Below are 19736 nucleotides of genomic sequence, written 5' to 3'. Positions count from 1 at the left end.
CCGGCCCCGTTTCCGGGCCCGGTCCCGGCAGCCCCTGTCCGCCCGGCGGGCCCTGCCCGGACCAGCCGCCTCGGGCCGGACCCGGCGGGGGCCCTCCCCGGGCCTGACCCTGCCGGGCCCAGCCGCCCCAGCCCGCCTGTGCCGAACCATCCGGCCCGCGCCGGGATCCCCCCGTCCCGGACCCGTCGGACCACCCCGGCCACCCCGGCCGGGAACCCCCCGGCGAACCCGGAGGCGAACCCCCCGGGTAACCCGGCGCCGGATCCTGCGGAGGAGCACTGTGCACGATCGCCAGATACGCGTCCTCCAGATCCGGCGGCACGGGCACCGCCCCCGGGAACGGCTCGGACGCGGCCAGCATCCGCAGCCGGACCCCCGCCCCCGCCCCGGATCCCGTACGCACCATCCGGCTCACGAGGTACCGCGACTGAGCGGCCCGGACGTCCTGCGGGGCGACCATCGCCTCCCAGACCTGGCCCTCGATGTCCCGGAGCAGTTCGCCGGGCGAGCCGCGCCTGCGCAGACGCCCTCCGGCGAGGACCGCGATGTCGGAGGCGACCGACTCGACGTCGGAGACGATATGGGTGGACAGCAGGACCACCCGGTCGGCCGCCAGTTCGCTGAGCAGATTCCGGAACCGGACCCGCTCCTCGGGATCGAGCCCCGCGGTGGGCTCGTCGACGACGAGCACCTGGGGATCGGTCAGCAGGCTCTGCGCGATACCGACCCGGCGCAGCATCCCGCCGGAGAACTTCCCGAGGGGTCGCCGGGCGGCCTCGGTGAGATTGACGAGTTCGAGGAGTTCGTCGATACGGGCGCGGGCGGACCGCCCGGAGACCCCCTTGGCGGCGGCGAGGTATCCGAGGAACTCGCGCGCGGTCAGATGCGGATAGACGCCGAAGTCCTGCGGCAGATAGCCGAGAGCGCGACGGAGCGGCCCCGGCCGGGCGACCACGTCCTCGCCGCCGAACAGCACCCTGCCGCCCGTGGGCCGGGTGACGGTGGCCGTGATCCTCATCAGGGACGACTTGCCCGCGCCATTGGGACCCAGCAGCCCCAGCATTCCCGGTTCGAGCCGCATCGTCAGTCCGTCGACGGCCCGTTTGCCGCCCCGGTAGACCTTGCTGACATCAATGAGTTCGAGCATGCGGCCACTGTTCGCGAGACGGGGGCGCCACCGCATCGCGGCCGGGAGGGAAATCCGCCCTCCCCCGACCGGGCCGGATGCGCCTCGCTCCGACGGGGGAGGCGGACGGCGCACCCGGCTGCGACACTCGACCGGGTGTGGAAACCGATTCACCCGCCGGCCCGCCGGACGGTCCGCTCCCTGATGCGTTCGCCGGTCCGTCCGCTGCTCCGCCGGGGCACCTGGCGGAGCTGTGGTTACGCGCTGCTCGGCGCGGCCCTCGCTCTGCCCCCGCTGGCGGTGGCGGTCATTCTGGCGGGCGGGGTGGCGCGGACCTGGCCCGAGGGCCCCCGCGTGCTGTTCGTCCTGGCCGTGACGGTGGCGCTGATCCTGGCCGCCGGGCTGCCGCGGCCCGTCCGCACACGCTGTGTACGGCTCGCCAACTCCTTCCTCGGCACCGCACTGCCCGCGCCCGTACCGCCCGCGCCCTCGCCCTCCACTCCGTCCTCGCCGGGGCCGGCAACGCCCGTACCGCCACCAGCCGTACCGGTGCCGGGTGGCGGTGGCCGGGAGCGGTGGCGCACCTCGGTGTGGCTGCTGCTGCACATCACCCTGGGCTGGCTGGTCACGGCGGTGTCCGGACTGCTGGCCCTGATGGCGATGACGACGGCGGCGGTGTGGCTGGGCGGCGGGGACCGGGTGCAGTTCCTCACGCTGACGATCGATGTACGGGGCGGTCTGCCCGGCGCGTGGACCGTACCGGCAGCCCTCGCCGCCCTGCTGGCGGCGACGGCGGTGGCCGCCGGGTCCGCCGCGCTGTTCCGGCACCTCGCCCCGGTGCTGCTCGGCCCGGGCCGGGCGGAGCGGGTGGCCGCGCTGGAGGAGAGGATGCGCGCCCTGGCGGAGAGCAACCGGCTCGCCCAGGAGCTGCACGACTCCATCGGCCACACCCTCACGGCCTCCACCATCCAGGCCGCGGTGGCGAGCGAGCTGATGGAGAGCGACCCCGAGGGCGCGCGGCGGGCGCTCAGCAGTATCGAGGAGACCTCCCGCAGCGCGCTGGACGATCTCGACCAGGTGCTGGGGGTGCTGCGGAGGGGCGAGGGCGCGCCCCCGGCCGGGCGCCACACCCTGGCCGATCTGCCCGGACTGCTGGACCGGGTCCGGCGGGCGGGCACCGAGGTGCGTACGGACATCACCGGCGAGCCGGCCCGGGTGCCCGCCGCCGTGTCCCGGGAGGCGTACCGCATCGTGCAGGAGGGGCTGACGAACGCGCTGCGCCACGCGGGCGGGCCCGAGGTGACGCTGCGGCTCGCCGTGACGGCGGACTGGCTGGAGACGGAACTGTCCAACCCGCTGCCCGCCGCTCGCGGTCACGAGCGTCCGGAGCGCCCCGCCGACACCGGACGCACCGGGCGGGGCGCAGAAACCGGGCGTGCCATCCGTACCGGGTACGGCCTGGCAGGCGCCGAGGAGCGCGTACGCCTGCTGCACGGCGAGTTCTCCTCCGGCCCCACTCCCGACGGACGGTGGACACTGGCGGCGCGCATTCCGCTACGGTCGGCCCGGTGAGTCCCCACCCGCCCCCGGCCTCGCCCGGTGATCCGCCCCCTGGCCCGCCCGTGACCGTTCTCATCGCCGACGACGAGGAACTGACCCGCACCGGCCTGCGGACCCTGCTGTCGGCCCGCTCCTATCTGGATGTGGTGGGCGAGGCGGCCGACGGTACGGAGGTGCTGCCGCTGGTGACCCGGCTGCGGCCGGACGTGGTGCTCATGGACGTACGGATGCCGGGGATGGACGGGATCGAGGCAACCCGGCGGCTGCGGGCCGCGCTGGACGACCCGCCGAAGGTCGTCGTGATCACCACCTTCGAGAGTGACGACCACGTCTACGACGCGCTGCGCGCGGGGGCGGACGGCTTCGTCCTCAAACGCGCCCCGGCCGACCGGATCGCCCGCGCCGTCCATCTGGTCGCGACGGGCGACTCGCTGCTGTTCCCGGACGCGGTCCGCCGGCTGGTGACGGCGCGGCCGTCCCCGCCGGGCCCCTTGCCTCCGCTCCCCCTCACCGGCCGGGAGACGGCGATCCTGCGTCTGATGGCGAAGGGACTGTCCAATCCGGCCATCGCTGACCGGCTGACGGTCAGCCTGGAGACGGTCAAGACCCATGTGAGCAATGTGCTGATGAAGCTGGGGGCGCAGAACAGGACGCAGGCGGTGATCGTCGCGTACGAGTCCGGTCTGGTCGTCCCCGGCGACGACGTCTGACCGGCGGGATCCCGCGGCCCGCGTAGCCGGTGACGCGGCGGTCCGTTTCCGCCGTGCGCGGGGCCGGTCGGCCAGCCCGGCGCCTCCCGGCCCATGCGTCCGGCCGGATACGCGACGCCCCGGGGGCGCAGGAGCGCGCTTGCGACGGCCGCCCCGACCGGCCCCCGTCATCCCCTACGTGTGCCCGGGCCCCGGGAGCCGCGCCGTCCGTCCGTCCTTCCGTCCGTCCGTCCGTCCGGGGAGCTTACGAACCGTTCCGCCGACCTGGGTACGTGCCCCGGGGTCCTGGCGTCCCATCCGCCGACCGCGCCCACGGGGCCCGGGTTTTCCGGGAAGGTCCCGCCCGTCACCCGGCCCCGCCGACGGCTCGGGGCACGGCACTTCGTGAATTCCTCCCGTGAACCCCTGGACGGCTAACGCCGTTAGCCCTATAGTCCTTCTTACCGGCTAACACCGTTAGCCACCGAAGCGGGGAGACCACGATGAACGTTCGGACCACGGCAGCGGCGAACACGGCGACCACCACGGGAACGGCTGGAGCCGCCGTTACGGCCCAGGCGACCGCGGGTCCCGCGACGACGGGCACGGACTGGGAGCCGGGCACGACGGGCGGGGCCACGCCCGGCAAGGGCGCGCGTCCGCGCGGGCGGGTCTGGGGATGGGGCACCCTCGCCGTCCTGCTCACCGCGTTCGCGATCTTCGAGTCCGCCAAGTACGGACTGCCCACCACCACCGCCGCCGTCCTCTTCTTCCTCGCACCCGACCTCATCACCCGCACCACCGGCACCCACAGCATCGCCGCACGCATCGCCCGCAACGGCTGGATCCCCCTCGCCGTCATGGTCTTCTACGCCTTCGGCCCCATCATCTGGCCGCCCCTCTTCACCGCCGCCCTCGCCTGGGAAACCCGCATCGTCATCGCACAGATGCTGCGGCGCGACTGAGGGGCCCCTCCCGGCCGCCCGGCACCAGGGGTGGACTCTCCCGGAGGGGAGAGTCCACCCCGAATCCATGCCCGGGGTGACCGATCCCGCGCCGGTGGTCGTCTTCCGAGGACCGCCCGCCGTTCCGGGATACTGGCAGGGGCGGCAGCGGGCAACCGGACGACACAAGGCGGGTCCTGAATGACCGGCACGGACACGGGACCGGAGGCGGGCCCGGCGCGCGCAGCAAGAGGGCCGAGGAGCAGGGCGGCTCTCGTGGGCAGCGCGCTCTGTGCGGCGATCGCCCTCACCCTGCACATGGCCGGCGGGCTTCTCCTGCTCATCGCCCTGGTGACCGAGCCGGAAGGCCCCTGGGACACCGGTGTCACCACCATGGTGCGCTGGCTGGGCACCGCGGTGCTGGTGGTCGAGGTGTTGGCGGCGGGCTTCACCGCCGTCGTGGTCGGGCTCCGGCCCGGGCGGCGGCTGTGGTGGTACGCCCTGCCCGCCGCGTTCGCCCTGACGGCGATCGTACGGATGGTCTTCGCGCCGACGCCCTGAGTCGGGCCCGCCGTCTCCGCACCGAGCCGGGAAGCCCCGGCTCCGGGAAACCCCGGGCCCCGACGCCCTTGCCTCGACGGCCCTTTGCCCGGGAGGCCCTACGCCCCAGGAGCCCTGAGCCGGTAGCCCGCCGGTTCGCTCCCGGCCGCCCGCCCGCCCAGCCGGTCCGCCGCCCGGCAGGCTCCGCCCGCAGTGCGCCCGGACAAGCCGGACCGCCCGCCCCGGGCGCCTCCCAGGGACGAGCGGACCTTGAGCCTACGGTTGTTCCGCCGGCGCTACGAGTGCTCTGAAATCACCACGGACGTTCCGGCGTCACCACGGGTTTTCCGCCGGCCTACGGGTGTTCCGGCGTCACATAGTAGGAAGCGAACGCCGACAGCACCTCGTCCTCGCCGATACGGCCGTCGCCGTCCGCGTCCAGCGCGACCGTGACGTCCCGCGCGATCCCCGGCTCGACGCCCAGGACCCGCAGGACCCGCTCCGCCGCCGAGAGGGTAATCCCCGATCCGTCCTCGCCGGCGACGGCGAGGACCGCTTGCAGGAAGGGCCGCGCGATCTCGGCGAAGCGATCGGGGTTGTCCCGGAGGCGCTTGACCGCCCCCGTGACGAATTCCTGACGGCTCACCCGCTGGTCGCCGTCCACGTCGGCGATCCCGGCCATACCCTGCCAGAACGCCTCCGCGCCGTTGTAAAGGGCCTGGCCCTTCTCCGAGCGGGCGGTCGTGGAGAACTCCGCGAGCAGCGCGGCAGCCGCTCCGCTGAAGTCCTCGCGGTCGATATAGCCGTTGCCGTCCTGATCGAAGGCGGCGAAGCGAGACGCGATCTTGCGCTCGTACTCTGCGCTGTCCATGCGGGGAGAGTACGACCCCGTGACCCCGACGCGTGCACGTACCCGCCAATTGCCCCCGCCGGAACCGTAAACAAACGCGGGGTGAAGATCTGATCACAGTTTCGAAGGAGGGTACGGAGCCCCGGTTCCCCTACCATCTCCGGCCTCTCCCGGGGGCGCACTTGAAGCAAAGGGGCGTGCGTAAGTCTCCGCGCGCATTACATTCGAGAAGGAGGATGCGCACGGACAGGTACGGAAGCACTACGCAGAGGCGGACTCGGGGTTCTCATGGCAAAGGACACGCAGCCGCGCTGGGACCGCAAAATGCAGCAGCGGCTCGCGCGGGGAGAGGCGGCGGCCCTCGGCGAGCTCTACGACAAGTACGCCTCGCTCGTGCACAGCCTCGCCCACCGGGTCCTCGACGACGACGACGCGGCCGACCAGATCACCCGTGAGGTCTTCGGCTACGTCTGGGAGAACCCCGACGCGTACGACCCGAAGCAGGGCTCCCTGCGCTCCTGGGTCGCCCGGGTGACCAACAACCAGGCCGTCCAGCGGCTGCGCCGGACCGGCGCCGAGGCGCTCGCGGACGGCGGCGAGGGCTCGACGGAGGAACTGGAGCAGAAGGTGCGCAGGGCCGCGGCGGCGGCCCGCGCGGACTACATAGTCACTTCCATGCCCGCACCCCTGCGGGCCGCCCTGGAGCTGGCGTACTTCCAGCGCCGGGACTACCGGCAGACCGCCCACGACCTCGGGGTCACCGAGGACGAGGCCCGCCGCAGGCTGCGGCTCGGACTGCAACTGCTGTCCACCGCGCACACCCGCCCGATCGAAGGCTCGTCCCCGCCCGGTTACGGACGCTCTCTGTGAACGGGCCCCTGAAGGACGACGACCCCGAGGAGGTACGGGACGCTCCGCGCATACCGGGCCCGCGTGCGGCCGGGGACGACCTCGAACCGCCCCGGCCCGCCGAAGCGCCCCCCGGATCCGCCGAAGCGCCCGGATCCGCCGGAACTCCGCCCGGGCCCATCGAAGTGTCCGGGCCCTCCGAAGCGCCCGGTCCGGCCGGAGCACCGAACCGGCCCGCCGAGGCACCGGCCGTGGTGCCGAGGCCCCGCGGGGCCGCCCGGTCCGACCCACCCGCGAACACGGCCGAGGCCGATATGCCCAGCACACCTGAATCACCCCAATCACCCCAATCGCCAGAACCACCGGCGGACGAAGGCCCCTCCCACGGCGTACTGAAGTCCCTCCTCGGCGCCTGGGCACTGTCCGCCTGTTCCGCCGAGGAGACCTCGGCCGTCGAGGCACACCTCGGCGACTGCGCGGTCTGCGCGGACGAGGCCCTCCGCCTGCGGAGCGCGGTCGAACTGCTGCACACCGAGCGTGATCTCGATCTCAATCCGGCGCTGCGGTTCCGGGTGCTGGAGACCTGCCTGGTCCGCAGGCCGGCCCGGATCCCCGTACCGGAGTGGGCGGCTCCGTACGATGCCGAGACCGCGCGGCTCGACGCCCTGCTGCGGGACATCGGCGACGCGGAGTGGCACGCGCCGGTGCGGCTGAAGTGGTTCGACGGCACGGAGGCGGTGAACCGGAGGACGACCGTCGCCGGGGTGATCGGCCATCTGATGACCGTCGACGGACTGGTGGCGGGTGCCCTCGGACTGGACGATCCGGTCGGCAGGGCCGCGCCCCGGGGACCGCAGGAGCGTACGGAGAAGTTCTGGCGGGCGGAGTACCACCCGGCGGGCCGAGGGGTGCGTGCCACCTGGCGCGACCAGAGCCACACCCTGGTCCGTACGGTGTCCTTCGCGGGCCAGGGTGTCGCCGATATGCCCGTCTCCTACGGCGACTTCGCACTGCCGCTGCGCGACTCCCTCCTCGACCGCGCCTTCGAGTGCTGGATGCACGCGGACGACATCGCGGGCGCGGTGGCCTATCCGTACGACCCGCCGCGCGGCTCGCATCTGCACCGGATGATCGATCTCGCGGCACGGCTGCTGCCCGCCGCGCTCGCGGGCCGGCGCCGCGCGGGTCTCGCCGCCCCGGCCAGGGAACTCGTGACGGCCGGAGCCCCCGGGCGCTCCCTGCATCTGGAGGTCGAGGGCGCGGGCGGCGGCGACTGGTACATCGCGCTCGACTCCCCGGCCGCCCTCGGCTCCCCGGACCACACGGTGGCCCAAGTGGCGCTCGACGGGGTCGAGTTCTGCCGTCTGGTGGCCGGTCACGTACCACCGGAGGAAGCGGCGGCGGGCCAGGTCGGCGACCGGGAGGCGATCAGGGACGTCCTCTTCGCGGCCGCGTCGCTCAGCCGGCTGTAGACGGCCCGGCGACGGCCTGGAGACGGGAGCGTATGGCGGGCCCTTCACAGTCCACGGCCCCGCCCGGCCCCCGTCCCGGTGGCAGGTCCGGGCACGGGCCTTGCCGTGACCCGGGCGAAGGCCGGAGGGACTCGGGCGACGGCGAGAAGGCCCGGGCGACGGCGGGAGGGCTCAGGTGAAAACGACCGTACGCCTGCCGTTCAGCAGGATCCGGTGTTCCGCGTGCCACTTCACCGCGCGGGCGAGCGCCTGGCACTCCACGTCCCGGCCGACCGCCACCAGCTGCTCCGGGGTGACCGCGTGGCCGACGCGCTCGACCTCCTGCTCGATGATCGGGCCCTCGTCGAGGTCCGCCGTCACATAGTGCGCGGTCGCGCCGATCAGCTTCACCCCTCGGTCATGGGCCTGGTGGTACGGCTTGGCGCCCTTGAAGCTCGGGAGGAAGGAGTGGTGGATATTGATGATCCGGCCGCTGAGCTGCTTGCACAGATCGTCGGAGAGGACCTGCATATAGCGGGCGAGCACCACCAGCTCGACATGCTCCTTCCGCACCAGCTCCAGCAGCTCCGCCTCCGCCTCCGCCTTGTTCTCCCTGGTGACCGGGATGTGGTGGAAGGGGATGCCGTACGAGCCGACCAGCTCGGCGAAGTCACGGTGGTTGGAGACGACCGCGGCGATCTCGACCGGCAGGGCGCCGATACTGGAACGGAAGAGAAGATCGTTCAGACAGTGGCCGAACCTGCTCACCATGAGGACGATCCGCATGGGCTCGTCGGCGAGGTGGATCTGCCAGTCCATCTGGAAGGAGTCCCCGACGGCGGCGAAGCTGGCGCGCAGCTTGTCGACGGTCACGGGGGCGTCGGCCGAGAAGTGGACCCGCATGAAGAACAGACCCGTGTCCCGGTCCCCGAACTGCTGACTGTCCTCGATATTGCAGCCAGTGATGAAGAGGTAACTCGACACGGCGTGCACGATGCCCTGTTTGTCCGGGCAGGAGAGCGTCAGGACGTACTGGTCGGTCATCCTCGTAGGGTGCCACACCGGCGGCCCCCGGGCGGATTCCGTCCAGCGTGCGGAACGGCTCGTCGCCGGTCACGCACAGGCCGCCGTACGGACCCCACACCGGCCCCCGCCGCCCGGATCACGCAGACCCGCCCCACCGCGCCCGGCAGACAGCGCCCGGCGCCCCGAACCCCGCGCCCGCACAGCGATCACGCGTACGGTGTGCGCGGACCGGTCACGGGTACGGTGTGCGCGTACGGGTCACACGTACAGGTCATGCCTAAGAGGCACGCACCTGCGGAGCCACGGGCCGGCGGTCCCGTGCCCACGGAGCCGCGGGCCGGCGGTCACGCCGTACGGGTCATGATCCGCAACACGTCCAGCGACCTCGGCGGAGTGTCGGGGTCCTCGCCGTCGTTCGCCGCGAGCTGCGTGTGCGCCTCACGGGCGGCGCGCACCGCATCGGGCCAGCCGGGGTGCTCCAGATACGCCGAGACGGGGGCGTCCGCGCCCACCTGGTGCATGATCCGCAGCACGCGCAGCACCGCGGCGTCGACCAGCGCGGCCTCGTTCGCGTCGCGGAATATCGTGCCGACGTACTTCTCCGCGGACCAGTTGTCGAGCCAGGTGTCCTCGACCAGCCGGTAGACGGCGTCGGTGACATCTCCGTACCCCTCCCGGCCGGCCAGCCAGGTCTCCTGATGGAACACGGGGTCGGAGAGCATATGGAGCGCCGAGCGCACCTGTGTGCGCCAGCGCCACCAGGGCATGTCGTTGAGCGGCATACCGCCCATGGTGGAGGAGCGACGGGTGCGACGGGAAGAGGAGACCGGAGCTTGCTGCACATCCTCGATCGTACGTTCTCATCGTGACGGCCCGGAAAAACCCCCGCTGTTCATCTTCCGGTCACCTTTCGGCCAACCACGCACACTCCGCCGTTACCTCGACAGCGGAAATGTGGCGGCGCATGACCGGTAGGCGACGTTCCTCCACCCCCCGCCCTTCATGGGCCGCACGGATTCGCGCCCTTCGCATTCCCGCCACCGTTGCCGCCGGCTCCGTGCTGGCCACCGGATGCGGGGCGATCCCCGGGACCTCCGACGGCTCCCGTGAATCCATCAAGGTGATGACTTTTGCACCCGAAGGGACCCAGGCGACCAATATGCCGGGGATGCCCGCCATGGCCACAGCGTATGCCCGCTGGGTGAACTCCCGGGGCGGTATCGACGGACATGAGCTGGAGGTGATCACCTGCAACGAGGAGAACACCCCGACCGGCGCGCGCGCGTGCGCCCGGCGCGCGGTCGACGAGAACGCGGACGCCGTCGTCGGCTCGTACAGCCAGCACGGCAGCTCCTTCATGGCCCCGCTCCAGGCCGCCGGCATCCCCTTCATCGGTGGATACGGCATCTCCCGGGAGGAGTTCACCAGCTATCGGTCCTATCCCGTCAACGGGGGCCAGGGCGCCCTCATAGCGGGGCACGGACTCCAACTGGCGGACGTCTGCCGCCGGGTCGCGCTCGTACGGCCCGACTCGCTCGCCGGTGACGAGATGCCGCTGCTGCTGAACGCCGGGCTCTCGAAGGGCGGTCACAGCTCCTCCACGGACATCCTGGCCCCCGAGGACGCCACCGAGTACACCAGCCATGCGAGCCGGGCCCGTTCGAAGGCCGGCGCCGGGGCCGAGGACTCGGACGACCCCCGGCCGGGCTGTGTCACGGCCGCGCTCGGCGAGCACACCGAGACCTTCTTCGACTCCTTCCGCAGGCTGCCCGCCGACGACCGCTCCGTGAAGGTCTCCTCGGTCCTCGGCAGCGTCGGCCAGTCCCTCATCGACCGTACGGGCGGACGCAACGGCCCCTTCGAGGGCGCGTTCATCACCGGGTGGTACCCGGACGCGGGCGATGCGCGCTGGCGGGAGATGCAGGACGTGATCGAGGCCCACGCCTTCGGCGACAACCGCATCGACGCCGCCGACGCGGGCGTGCAGACGACATGGATCGCGTACACGGTGCTGAGCGCGGTCGTACAGGCACTCGACTCGGACGAGATCACCCCCGGGAAGATCTCCCGGGTCCTCGACCGCGGACTCCAGGTCTCCACCGGAGGGCTGACCCCCTCACTGCGCTGGGACCACGACGACATGCTCGGCGCCCCCGGCTATCCGCGGGTGGTCAACCGGGGCGTGACGTTCCAGGTCGTGCGCGACGGACGGCTGGTGGCACAGCAGAAGGGCTTCGTGGACGTCAGCGAGACGCTGACGGCGTCCGTCAGGGGCTGACGCCCGTCCGCGGGTTGTCCGTCCGGACGGGTTTCCGGTCATACGGCCGCCTGGCCGCCGGGCTGCCCGTCAGTCCGGGTACCCCGTCAGACGGGTTGCCCGTCAGGCCGGTTGTCGCCAGTCCGTGTGCCGATCAGCCCGGTGGTCCCCCGACGGATGGCCCGTCAGGTCCGTTGCCGGCCTCCCGCAGGCGCGCCGGTCGCCGCGCCGTCGGACGGGCGGTCCGTCAGACCGTCTGCGCGTCGCACGGGTTGCCGGTCAGAGCGGTTGTCCGTCGGGCTCTCCGCCAGACGGGTGCGCATCCGAGGTCACCGGTCAGTCCGGTCGCCCGTCCGGCAGGTCGCCCGTCCGGCCAACTGCACGCCAGAGGGAGCGCCCATCCGACGGGGTGCCGATCCGACGAGCTGTCCGTCAGTCCCGGTGCTCATCAGGCCAGTTGACCGTAAGACCGGTTGCCGTCAGCACGGTTGCCCGTCGGACGGTCTGCCGATCAGGCCGGCTGCCCACCCGGTCGGCCGCCCTCGGACCGCCAGTCGCTCAGGTGTCGGCGGACCGCCGCGCCAACAGCCCCCACTCCGCAAGAAGCAACGCACCGGCGAAGTCCGTACGCCCCGGACCCGCTTGGGCGGCCAGTGGTCATCAGCGAGATCGCGGGAGGCCGTCCGGTGAGATCGGCGGAGTGTCCCGGGCGACCCGTTCACCGCGGCTGTCGCACTCTGTCCGGGGCGGTCCGTCACACCGCCGGACCACCGCTCCGGCGAGCCGCCGGTGGACGACCCCGCCGCCGACCCGTCAAACAGGTTGCCCCTCGGACCGGTTGTCCGTCAGACGTCGGCGGACCGCCCGCACCGACAGGTCACCACGCCGCCAAAGGCAACGCACCGACGGAGTCCGTACACCCCGGGACCGCCCGGCCGCGTCGAACCACTGCTCCGGCGAGCCCCGGCGGACGGCTCGGGGCCGGGGCGGCACACCGTGGCCCCGGTCGTACCGTCGGATCCGTCGCATCCGTCAGAGCTGTTCGCTGCGGCGCTCGGTGAGCTGGTACTTGGCCGCGATGGAGTTCCACAGCTTGGACGCCTCGCGCTTGGCCTTGGTCGCGTCGCCGCTGGCGGTCGTGGCGAGGACGGTCTGGCGAGTGGTGCGCGCCCGGTCGTTCTTGCAGCCCTTCTTGCCCTTGACCTGGACCGCCCAGGCCGCGTAGTGGTCGTCCGCCTTCGCGGACGACTGCCACGCCTCGATCAGGGACGCGCTCAGCTCGGCGTTGCGGGGCAGCTTGTCGATGCTCAGCTCCCCCAGCCGGGTCACCAGGCCCCGGCGCTGGTCGGCGGCCCCGCGCAGATCACCGGCCGCCTGGTCGAGGTCCTTGCACTTCTTGATGTTCTCCACCGAACGGATCACTGCGGCACGGCTGTCGTTGCTGTCCGCGAGCAGTTTGTCGAGCGCCTCGGCCTGGGTCTTCACCGGGTCCTGGGGGGCGGGCGCCGCCGGGGCGCTCACCGAGGGCGCGGGGGTCGCCGCGGCGGCGTTCTTCCGGTCCGAGCCGTCCTTCTTGTCGTCGTCCCCGCCGCTGAACAGCGCGGCGCTCACACCGAGTCCGAGCACCGCGCAGGCGACGACCACGGCGCCCATGACGGCCAGCTGCGAGGATTTGCGCCGCCGTTCCTCGCGCTCCTCGCGCCCCTGGCGCCCTCCGGCGTCGTCACGGCCGAACCGGGGCGGCCCCTGGTGCTGCTGATAGCCCGTCGGCTGAAGGCCCACCGGCTGCGGTCCGCCGTCGATACGGGGCATCTGCTGGGTGGGGTCCGCACGGTGGTGGCCGGACGGCGCCGTGCCCGGGGCCGCGTCCGTACGGAAGAGACTGTCGAACTCGGCGGGCGGCTGCCGCTCGCCCGGAGCGCCGGGCCCCACGCCGGGGGCCGCGGGCGGCGGGCCCGGCATCGCCGCGGGGGCCTGCATCGCCGCGGGCGCCGGCTGACCGGCCGGAACCGGTGGCAGGAACTGCGTGGCCGCCTCGGGCGCAACCGGCCCGGCTCCCGCGCCGGAACCCGGCAGTGCTCCCGCCCCCGGGTACGCCGTCGCCGCCCCCGGTCCCCCGTGCTGCGGGACCGGCGGGAGGTGCTGTGTCGCGTCCGCCGCGCCGACGGGCCCCGACACCGCCACGGGCGGGATGAACTGGGTGGCGTCCGCGGCCCCGACGGGCCCCGCCGCCGCGACCGGCGGGATGAACTGCGTCGCGTCCGTGGGGCTGTAGGCGGCGGCGCCCTGCTGCGGCAGCGGCACCCCGGCGGACGCACCGTCCGCCGGCCCCTGAGCCTGCCCGTGCGGCTCCTGCTGGGGCCAGGCCCCTGTGCCGGTCCCGGTTCCCGTTCCCGTTCCCGGGAAGGCACCGCCGTACAAGGGCTGCCCGTTCCCGGCCGGGTGGTACATCCCGTCAGCGGGCGGCAGCGCACCCGGGAGGCCCGGAGCCAAAGGCGCGCCCGGCAGATCCGGTACCGGCGCACCGTCCGCCGCCGCCCGCGAGGCGGCCTGCCCGGACCCCGGCAGCGGCGGCCCGTAGGTCCCCCCGGCTCCCGCCCCCGGCCCGGTGGCCGGTCCCGGGCCCGCGAACCGGCCTCCCGGCGGCGCCTGGGGCGGCAGCGCCCCCGGGAGCCCCGGCGACGGCTGCGCCTCGGGCAGGGGCTGGGAGCGGACGCCGTAGCCGTGCCGCGGCTCCTCCCCCCAGCCGTCCCCGTGCGCCTCCGGTGCGCCCTGGACGGGCTCGCGCGGCCCCCAGGGCTCCCCCCACGGGAGACCGCCCGCCGGTGCCGCCTGGGGCCGGTCACCGGGAGCGCCCGGTATCAGGGGGTCAGATCCGTCGGCGGGCAGCACGACGCCTTCGTGCGCGGGGCGGGCGTCGGGCAGCCGCCGCTCGTCACCCTGTCCGCTGTGCGTCACCGGAACTCCTACGTGTGGACCAACGTCACCGTCGGTTCACGCTACCGGGTGGTTCAACCCCGCGCACACACCTGTGGACGGTGTGACGACACGGCCGCCGAAGACGCTGTTCAACGCCCCGCGATGACGCTCCGTATGACGGGCATCACGCCGCCTGGAGCTCCACCCGCGCCCCGAACTCCCGTACCGACGGCTCGTCGGCGTACGGCTCCAGACGCTGCTGGAGGTCGTCCAGATACTCCGCGCCCCGGCTGGAGCGCAGCTTCCCGAGCAGTTCCACCGCGCGGGTGCCGGTGTGGCACGCCTGTTCCACCTCGCGCTGCTGCACCTGCGCGGTCGCCAGCAGGACCAGCCCGATCGCCCGCCGCCTGGCCCGGGACTCGGGGTGGCCCTCCAGCGCCTCCGCGGCATGACGCGCCGCCGCCTCCGCCTGGCCCAGATCGCGGTAGCAGTGCGCCAGTTCATCCGCGAGATAGGCGTGGTCGAAGTGGGCGATCCACGGCGGGTCGTCGGCCGACTCCGGCTCGGCCCGCTCCATCGCGGCGATCGCCTTCCCCGCCACGGTGTGACAGGTGCGGGCGTCCCCGAGGAGGGCGTGCCCCCGCGCCTCGGCGGCGTAGAACATGGCCTGCGCACGCGGGGTGACCTGCCCGCGTGCGCCCTCCTGCGCGGCGCGCGCCAGTTGGGCGATCTCCCTCGGATTGCCGAGCTGGGCCGCGAGATGGCTCATGGACGCGGCGAGCACATAGCCGCCGTATCCGCGGTCGTCGGCCGCCTGGGCGAGCCGCAGCGCCTGGATGTAGTAGCGCTGGGCGAGCCCCGGCTGCCCGGTGTCGACGGCCATGTACCCGGCGAGTTCCGTCAACCGGGCGACCGCGGCGAACAGTTCGCGGCCGACCGTTTCCCGGTACGAGCCCGAGAGCAGCCCGGACACCACCGAGTTGAGGTAGTGGACCACGACCGGACGGATGTGCCCGCTGCCGTAGCGGTGGTCGAGATCGGTGAGGGCGGCCGTCATCGCCCGTACGGCCTGGACGTCCGAACTGCCCACCCGGGCCCCGGACGTACGCGCGACCTGGGAGTCCGCGCCGGTGATCAGCCAGTCGCGGCTGGGCTCGACGAGCGCGGAGGCGGCGACCGACGCCCCGGAGAGGAAGTCGCGGCGGCCGACGTCGCTGCGCCACAGCTCGCAGACCTGCTCGATCGCGCCCAGCACGGTCGGCGAGAACTGGAGCCCGACACCGGACGCGAGGTTCTTGCCGTTGGCCATGCCGATCTCGTCGATCGTGACCGTACGTCCCAGTTTCCGGCCGAGGGCCTCCGCGATGATCCCCGGCGCGCGCCCGCGCGGCTGCTGACCGCGCAGCCAGCGCGCCACCGACGTCTTGTCGTACCGCAGATCGAGACCCCGTTCCGCGCCGACCATGTTGACGCGCCGGGCGAGCCCGGCGTTGGAACACCCGGCTTCCTGGATGAGCGCCTGCAGCCGTTCGTTCGGCTGGCGGGCGACGAGTGGCCTGGCTGCCATGAAAACCCCCTGATGGCCGCGGTGATCAACGCCCTGATCACTGCCCGGCTGATATACGGAGAATGCAGACTTCTCTGACTTGGTCTGGTTTTTCCAGAATCCCGGAAGTTTCCCAGAAACCCGGTCCTTCGCCCGACGTTCTCCGGAACTCGGCCCTCGTCAGGTGTATCCGCTGTATCCGCCCGGACCGGTGCGCGTCCGCGCGCGGACGACCCCCTTCCAGTGGATACCCGCATCCTCACCCCGTGTACATGCGCGCCCCCGTATGTGCATCCATGCGCCCCATATGCGGGATCATGCTCCCGGGGCGGTCCGTAGGCCGCCCGTAACCCCTGGTGACCGCGGGAGTTGAGTGGTTCGTGGAAGAGACCATCGGAGTCGCAGAGGCCGCACAGATCCCCCAGCAGAGAGGTGAGCAGTTGCTGGATCACGCCGTGCGGTACGCGGAGGAGCGGCACTGGGACGTGTTCCCGGGGACCTGGCTGGAGGCGTCGGAGGGCCGCGAGTTCTGCTCGTGCGGTGACACCGACTGCCCCGCTCCGGGCGCGCACGCGACCGGGCCGGAGTGGGCGACCCAGGCGACCGGCAGCGCCGCCGCCGCCCGTCGGATGTGGGGGAAGCATCCGAAGGCGTCGATCCTGCTGCCCACGGGTCGTACGTTCGACGTACTCGACCTGCCCGAGTCCGCGGGCTTTCTGGCGCTCGCCCGGCTGGAGCGGATGGATCTGCCGCTCGGCCCGGTGAGCTGCACCCCCGACCGCAGGATGCTCTTCTTCGTCCTGCCGGGCGCGGCCGTCAAGGTCCCCGAGCTGATCCGCACGCTGGGCTGGGCGCCCTCCTCGATCGATCTGGTCGCCCGTGGCGACGGCCACTACATCGCCGCCCCGCCGACCCGGGTCGGGGGACGCGGCGCGGTGCAGTGGGCCCGCCGGCCCACCCCCGCCAACCGGTGGCTGCCCGAGGCGGCCGAGTTGCTGAGCCCCCTCGCGTACGCCTGTGGACGCGATGCCGCGGCGGCGCGGACCCGCAGGGGCTGACCGGGCGGGACCCCCATAGGGTGGCCCCCGACACCGCGTCCACCGCACCGGTACGCGGGACACGGGACCACCGGGAGGCGGGGCATCATGCCGGAGGACCAGGCGGCGGCAGCCGCGGAGGCGGGCGGGGCGCCGACGGCGCCGCCCGCCGTGCGCGTCGAGGGTCTGTGGAAGCGTTTCGGTGAGCAGATCGCCGTCGCCGGGATCGACCTCACGCTCCCGGCGGGCAGGTTCATCGGGCTCGTCGGACCGAACGGCGCGGGCAAGACGACGACCCTGTCCATGGTGACCGGGCTGCTGCGCCCGGACCAGGGCCTGGTGGAGGTCGGCGGGCACGACGTGTGGCGCGACCCGGTCCGGGTGAAGTCCCGGATCGGGGTACTGCCGGAAGGGCTGCGGCTGTTCGAACGCCTCTCCGGCCGGGAACTGCTCGCCTACAGCGGACGGCTGCGGGGCCTGCCGGGGGACGAGGTCGACAAGCGCGCCACCCAGCTCCTCGACGTCCTGGATCTCTCCGGTGCCCAGCACAAGCTCGTCGTCGACTACTCGACCGGTATGCGCAAGAAGATCGGGCTGGCGTCCGCACTGCTGCACAACCCCGAGGTGCTGTTCCTGGACGAGCCGTTCGAGGGGGTCGACCCGGTCTCGGCGCAGACGATCCGCGGGGTTCTGGAGCGGTACACCGGCTCGGGCGCGACCGTTGTCTTCTCCAGCCATGTGATGGAACTGGTGGAGTCGCTGTGCGACTGGGTCGCGGTGATGGCCGCGGGCCGGATCCGGGCCCAGGGGCCGATCGCGGACGTACGCGGTGACGCGCCCTCGCTCCAGAGCGCGTTCCTGGAACTCGTCGGCGCGAACGCACGGGACACCGGTGAGTCGCTGGACTGGCTCGGCGGCGGCAGCGGCGGTGCGCGGTGAGTACGGCGGAGGGGTTCGCGGCGCGGTTCACGGAGGGCTGGATGCCGGGCGGTTCCGTAACGGGCGGTTCGGTGACGGGCGGCTCCGTGACGCGTGGTTCCGCAACGGGCGGGACGGCGGCGGGCGGTTCGGTGACGGGCGGGATAGCGGGCGGTCTCACGGTGGCCGATGACACGGTGGCCGACATGACCGTGGCAGGCGTGACGGTGACGGGCGTGACCGTGACGGGCGGTGCGCGGTGAGCGCGGCACCGGGCGTCGCGGCGGGCGGCGGGGCCGATGCCGGAGCCGCGGTGGGCCCGGCACCCGAGCACACGGTGGCCACCGGGCGGCTCGCCGGGATCTTCGTCCGGCTGAAGCTGTCGCTCCTGCGCAACGGACTGCACCAGTCGTCCGGCCGCCGGATCGTGTTCGTCGCCTCCCTCGTCCTCACCCTGCTCTTCGCCCTCGGCCAGCTGCTGGGTCTGGTCCTGCTGCGCGGCCACGACCACGCGGAGTCCCTCGTCGTCCTGCTGGCGGGCGTACTGGCCCTCGGCTGGGCGGTGATGCCGGTGTTCTTCCCCGGCGGTGACGAGACGCTGGACCCGACCCGGCTCGTGATGCTGCCGCTGCGCCCGGGGCCGCTGGTCACCGCGCTGCTCACGGCGTCGCTGGTGGGCATCGGACCGCTGTTCTCGCTCTGTCTGCTGCTGGGGTCGGCGATCGCGCTCTCCCACGGCCTCTTCGCGTTCGCCGTCTCCGTGGTCGCCGTACCGCTCACGCTGCTGGTGTGCGTGGCGCTGGCGCGCGCGGTCGTGGCGGCCAACGTCCGGCTGCTGACCTCCCGTAAAGGACGTGATCTGGCGCTGCTGAGCGGTCTGGTGATCGCGATCGGCATCCAGGCCGTCAACTACGGTGTCCAGAGCCTCGGGGCGTCGGACGCCGGACTCGGGGGGCTCGACCCGGCGGCCTCCGTCGTACGGTGGCTGCCGCCTGCCTCGGCGATCGACGCGATCGACTCCGCGAGCGAGGGCGCCCACGGGCTCGCACTGGCCCAGCTCGCCCTGTCGGGCGCGGCGCTGTACGTCCTGCTGTGGTGGTGGCGGCGCAGCCTGACACGGCTGATGACCACCCCCGACGGCTCGACGATCGCCGCGGCGGCGGAGCGGACCGCCGGGGAAGGCTCCAGGGGCCTGCACCGCCTGCTGCCGGGGGGCCGCACGGGCACGGTGATGCAGCGCAGCCTGCGCTATGTGTGGCGCGATCCGAAGACCAAGGCGGCCTGGGTGTCGATGCTGGCGGTCGGTCTGATCGTGCCGCTGTTCAACGCGGTCCAGGGCGTCGGCTCCCTGTACTTCGCGTCGTTCGCCACCGGCATGCTGGGCATGATGATGTACAACCAGTTCGGGCAGGACAGCTCGGCGTTCTGGCTGGTCGCGCAGACGATCTCCACGACCCGGGAGGCGTACGCGGAGCTGCGGGCGCGGGCACTGGCCCTGCTGCTGATCGCCCTCCCGTACTCGGTCGTGGTCACCGTCCTGACGGCCGTCGTCCTGGGCGACTGGCAGGCGACCCCCTCGGCGCTGGGACTGTCCTTCGCGGTGCTCGGCGCGATGCTGGGGACGGGCGCGCTGGCGTCCGCCCGTTTCCCGTACTCCATCCCGCAGGACAGCGGATACAAGAACGCCGCTCCGGGACAGGGCGCGCTGGCCTGGTTCTCGACCCTCGGCGGGATCTTCGCGTCCGGCCTGCTGTCCGGGCCGCTGATCGCGCTGACGGTCTGGATGCATACGACGGACGGGCACGGCGATCTGTGGCTGCTGCTGCCCCTCGGGGCCGTCTACGGGCTGCTGCTCGGCTGGGCGGGCGTACGGCTGGCCGCCCCGCGGACCGCCGAGCGGCTCCCGGAGATCCTGACGGCGGTCAGCAAGGGCTGAGCCGGGCCGGCCGGGCGCGGGGGCGGGGTCGGGGCAGGAGCCCCGGGCCGATATGGGGAGGTGGACGCCGGGGGCGGTGACGTAGGTT

Annotated in this window: 16 protein-coding genes and 1 pseudogene; 11 read left to right on the top strand and 6 right to left on the bottom strand. The window is 73.0% G+C overall.

From position 1 onward, the window contains the following. Positions 1–274: 274 nt before the first annotated feature. Positions 275–1147, bottom strand: a pseudogene (locus ACIBCM_RS14590) (ABC transporter ATP-binding protein); the annotation flags it as partial. Positions 1148–1282: 135 nt separating this feature from the next. Here ACIBCM_RS14590 and ACIBCM_RS14585 point away from each other — a divergent pair. From ACIBCM_RS14585 to ACIBCM_RS14570, 4 genes are all read left to right on the top strand, one after another. Then, positions 1283–2698 (top strand): sensor histidine kinase, encoded by a 1416-nt coding sequence (locus ACIBCM_RS14585; protein WP_399242962.1) that lies wholly within the window; start codon positions 1283–1285, stop codon positions 2696–2698. 50 nt (positions 2699–2748) lie between these two features. Further along, positions 2749–3396: a response regulator gene (locus ACIBCM_RS14580; protein WP_399242960.1), complete on the top strand. Its 648-nt coding sequence runs from the start codon at positions 2749–2751 to the stop codon at positions 3394–3396. 482 nt (positions 3397–3878) lie between these two features. Continuing rightward, positions 3879–4340, top strand: coding sequence for a hypothetical protein (locus ACIBCM_RS14575; RefSeq protein WP_399242958.1), 462 nt, complete (start codon positions 3879–3881; stop codon positions 4338–4340). 255 nt (positions 4341–4595) lie between these two features. Next, complete coding sequence (locus ACIBCM_RS14570) at positions 4596–4880, top strand: hypothetical protein (protein ID WP_399242956.1); 285 nt, start codon at positions 4596–4598, stop codon at positions 4878–4880. A gap of 334 nt (positions 4881–5214) precedes the next feature. Here the strand turns inward: ACIBCM_RS14570 and ACIBCM_RS14565 are convergent, their stop codons facing one another. Continuing rightward, the gene (locus ACIBCM_RS14565) at positions 5215–5730 is read right to left on the bottom strand and encodes an EF-hand domain-containing protein (RefSeq protein WP_399242954.1); all 516 of its coding nucleotides are present in this window, start codon (positions 5728–5730) and stop codon (positions 5215–5217) included. A 267-nt stretch (positions 5731–5997) separates the two neighbouring features. On the opposite strand from ACIBCM_RS14565, the gene ACIBCM_RS14560 reads away from it, so the two are divergent. Together ACIBCM_RS14560 and ACIBCM_RS14555 are read left to right on the top strand one after the other, a co-directional pair. Beyond that, positions 5998–6579: an RNA polymerase sigma factor gene (locus ACIBCM_RS14560; protein WP_399242952.1), complete on the top strand. Its 582-nt coding sequence runs from the start codon at positions 5998–6000 to the stop codon at positions 6577–6579. Next, the gene (locus ACIBCM_RS14555) at positions 6576–8030 is read left to right on the top strand and encodes a maleylpyruvate isomerase N-terminal domain-containing protein (protein ID WP_399242950.1); all 1455 of its coding nucleotides are present in this window, start codon (positions 6576–6578) and stop codon (positions 8028–8030) included. Before ACIBCM_RS14560 ends, ACIBCM_RS14555 begins: the two co-directional genes overlap by 4 nt. 171 nt (positions 8031–8201) lie before the next feature. On the opposite strand, the gene purU is transcribed toward ACIBCM_RS14555, so the two are convergent. Continuing rightward, positions 8202–9053 carry a formyltetrahydrofolate deformylase gene (purU, locus tag ACIBCM_RS14550; protein WP_399242948.1) on the bottom strand — a complete coding sequence of 284 codons (852 nt, stop codon included), beginning with the start codon at positions 9051–9053 and terminating at the stop codon, positions 8202–8204. Between the two features lie 326 nt (positions 9054–9379). After that, positions 9380–9826: a hypothetical protein gene (locus ACIBCM_RS14545; protein ID WP_399243319.1), complete on the bottom strand. Its 447-nt coding sequence runs from the start codon at positions 9824–9826 to the stop codon at positions 9380–9382. Positions 9827–9999: 173 nt separating this feature from the next. Between ACIBCM_RS14545 and ACIBCM_RS14540 the strand changes: the two genes are divergently transcribed. Beyond that, positions 10000–11313, top strand: a complete 1314-nt coding sequence (locus ACIBCM_RS14540; protein WP_399242945.1) for an ABC transporter substrate-binding protein — start codon at positions 10000–10002, stop codon at positions 11311–11313. 1011 nt (positions 11314–12324) lie between these two features. Here the strand turns inward: ACIBCM_RS14540 and ACIBCM_RS14535 are convergent. Together ACIBCM_RS14535 and ACIBCM_RS14530 are read right to left on the bottom strand one after the other, a co-directional pair. Beyond that, positions 12325–14250, bottom strand: coding sequence for a hypothetical protein (locus ACIBCM_RS14535; protein ID WP_399242944.1), 1926 nt, complete (start codon positions 14248–14250; stop codon positions 12325–12327). 145 nt (positions 14251–14395) lie between these two features. Next, on the bottom strand, positions 14396–15778 hold the full coding sequence (locus tag ACIBCM_RS14530; RefSeq protein ID WP_399242942.1) for a transcriptional regulator: 1383 nt from the start codon (positions 15776–15778) through the stop codon (positions 14396–14398). 359 nt (positions 15779–16137) lie between these two features. Here ACIBCM_RS14530 and ACIBCM_RS14525 point away from each other — a divergent pair, with 359 nt between their 5' ends. The 4 genes from ACIBCM_RS14525 (at position 16138) to ACIBCM_RS14510 (ending at position 19648) form a co-directional block, all read left to right on the top strand. After that, positions 16138–16815, top strand: a complete 678-nt coding sequence (locus ACIBCM_RS14525) for a bifunctional DNA primase/polymerase (protein ID WP_399242940.1) — start codon at positions 16138–16140, stop codon at positions 16813–16815. A gap of 87 nt (positions 16816–16902) precedes the next feature. Then, the gene (locus tag ACIBCM_RS14520; RefSeq protein WP_399242938.1) at positions 16903–17733 is read left to right on the top strand and encodes an ABC transporter ATP-binding protein; all 831 of its coding nucleotides are present in this window, start codon (positions 16903–16905) and stop codon (positions 17731–17733) included. Further along, on the top strand, positions 17730–17975 hold the full coding sequence (locus tag ACIBCM_RS14515; protein ID WP_399242936.1) for a hypothetical protein: 246 nt from the start codon (positions 17730–17732) through the stop codon (positions 17973–17975). Before ACIBCM_RS14520 ends, ACIBCM_RS14515 begins: the two co-directional genes overlap by 4 nt. Beyond that, positions 17972–19648 (top strand): transporter, encoded by a 1677-nt coding sequence (locus ACIBCM_RS14510; protein WP_399242934.1) that lies wholly within the window; start codon positions 17972–17974, stop codon positions 19646–19648. The genes ACIBCM_RS14515 and ACIBCM_RS14510 overlap by 4 nt, the downstream gene beginning before the upstream one ends. The last annotated feature ends 88 nt before the right edge of the window (positions 19649–19736 follow it).

Origin of the sequence: Streptomyces sp. NPDC051018 (assembly GCF_044456085.1) — a bacterium.
GTDB lineage: Bacteria > Actinomycetota > Actinomycetes > Streptomycetales > Streptomycetaceae > Streptomyces.
Note: the sequence above shows the minus strand (reverse complement) of the source record. Positions and strands in the feature narration are given on the sequence as shown.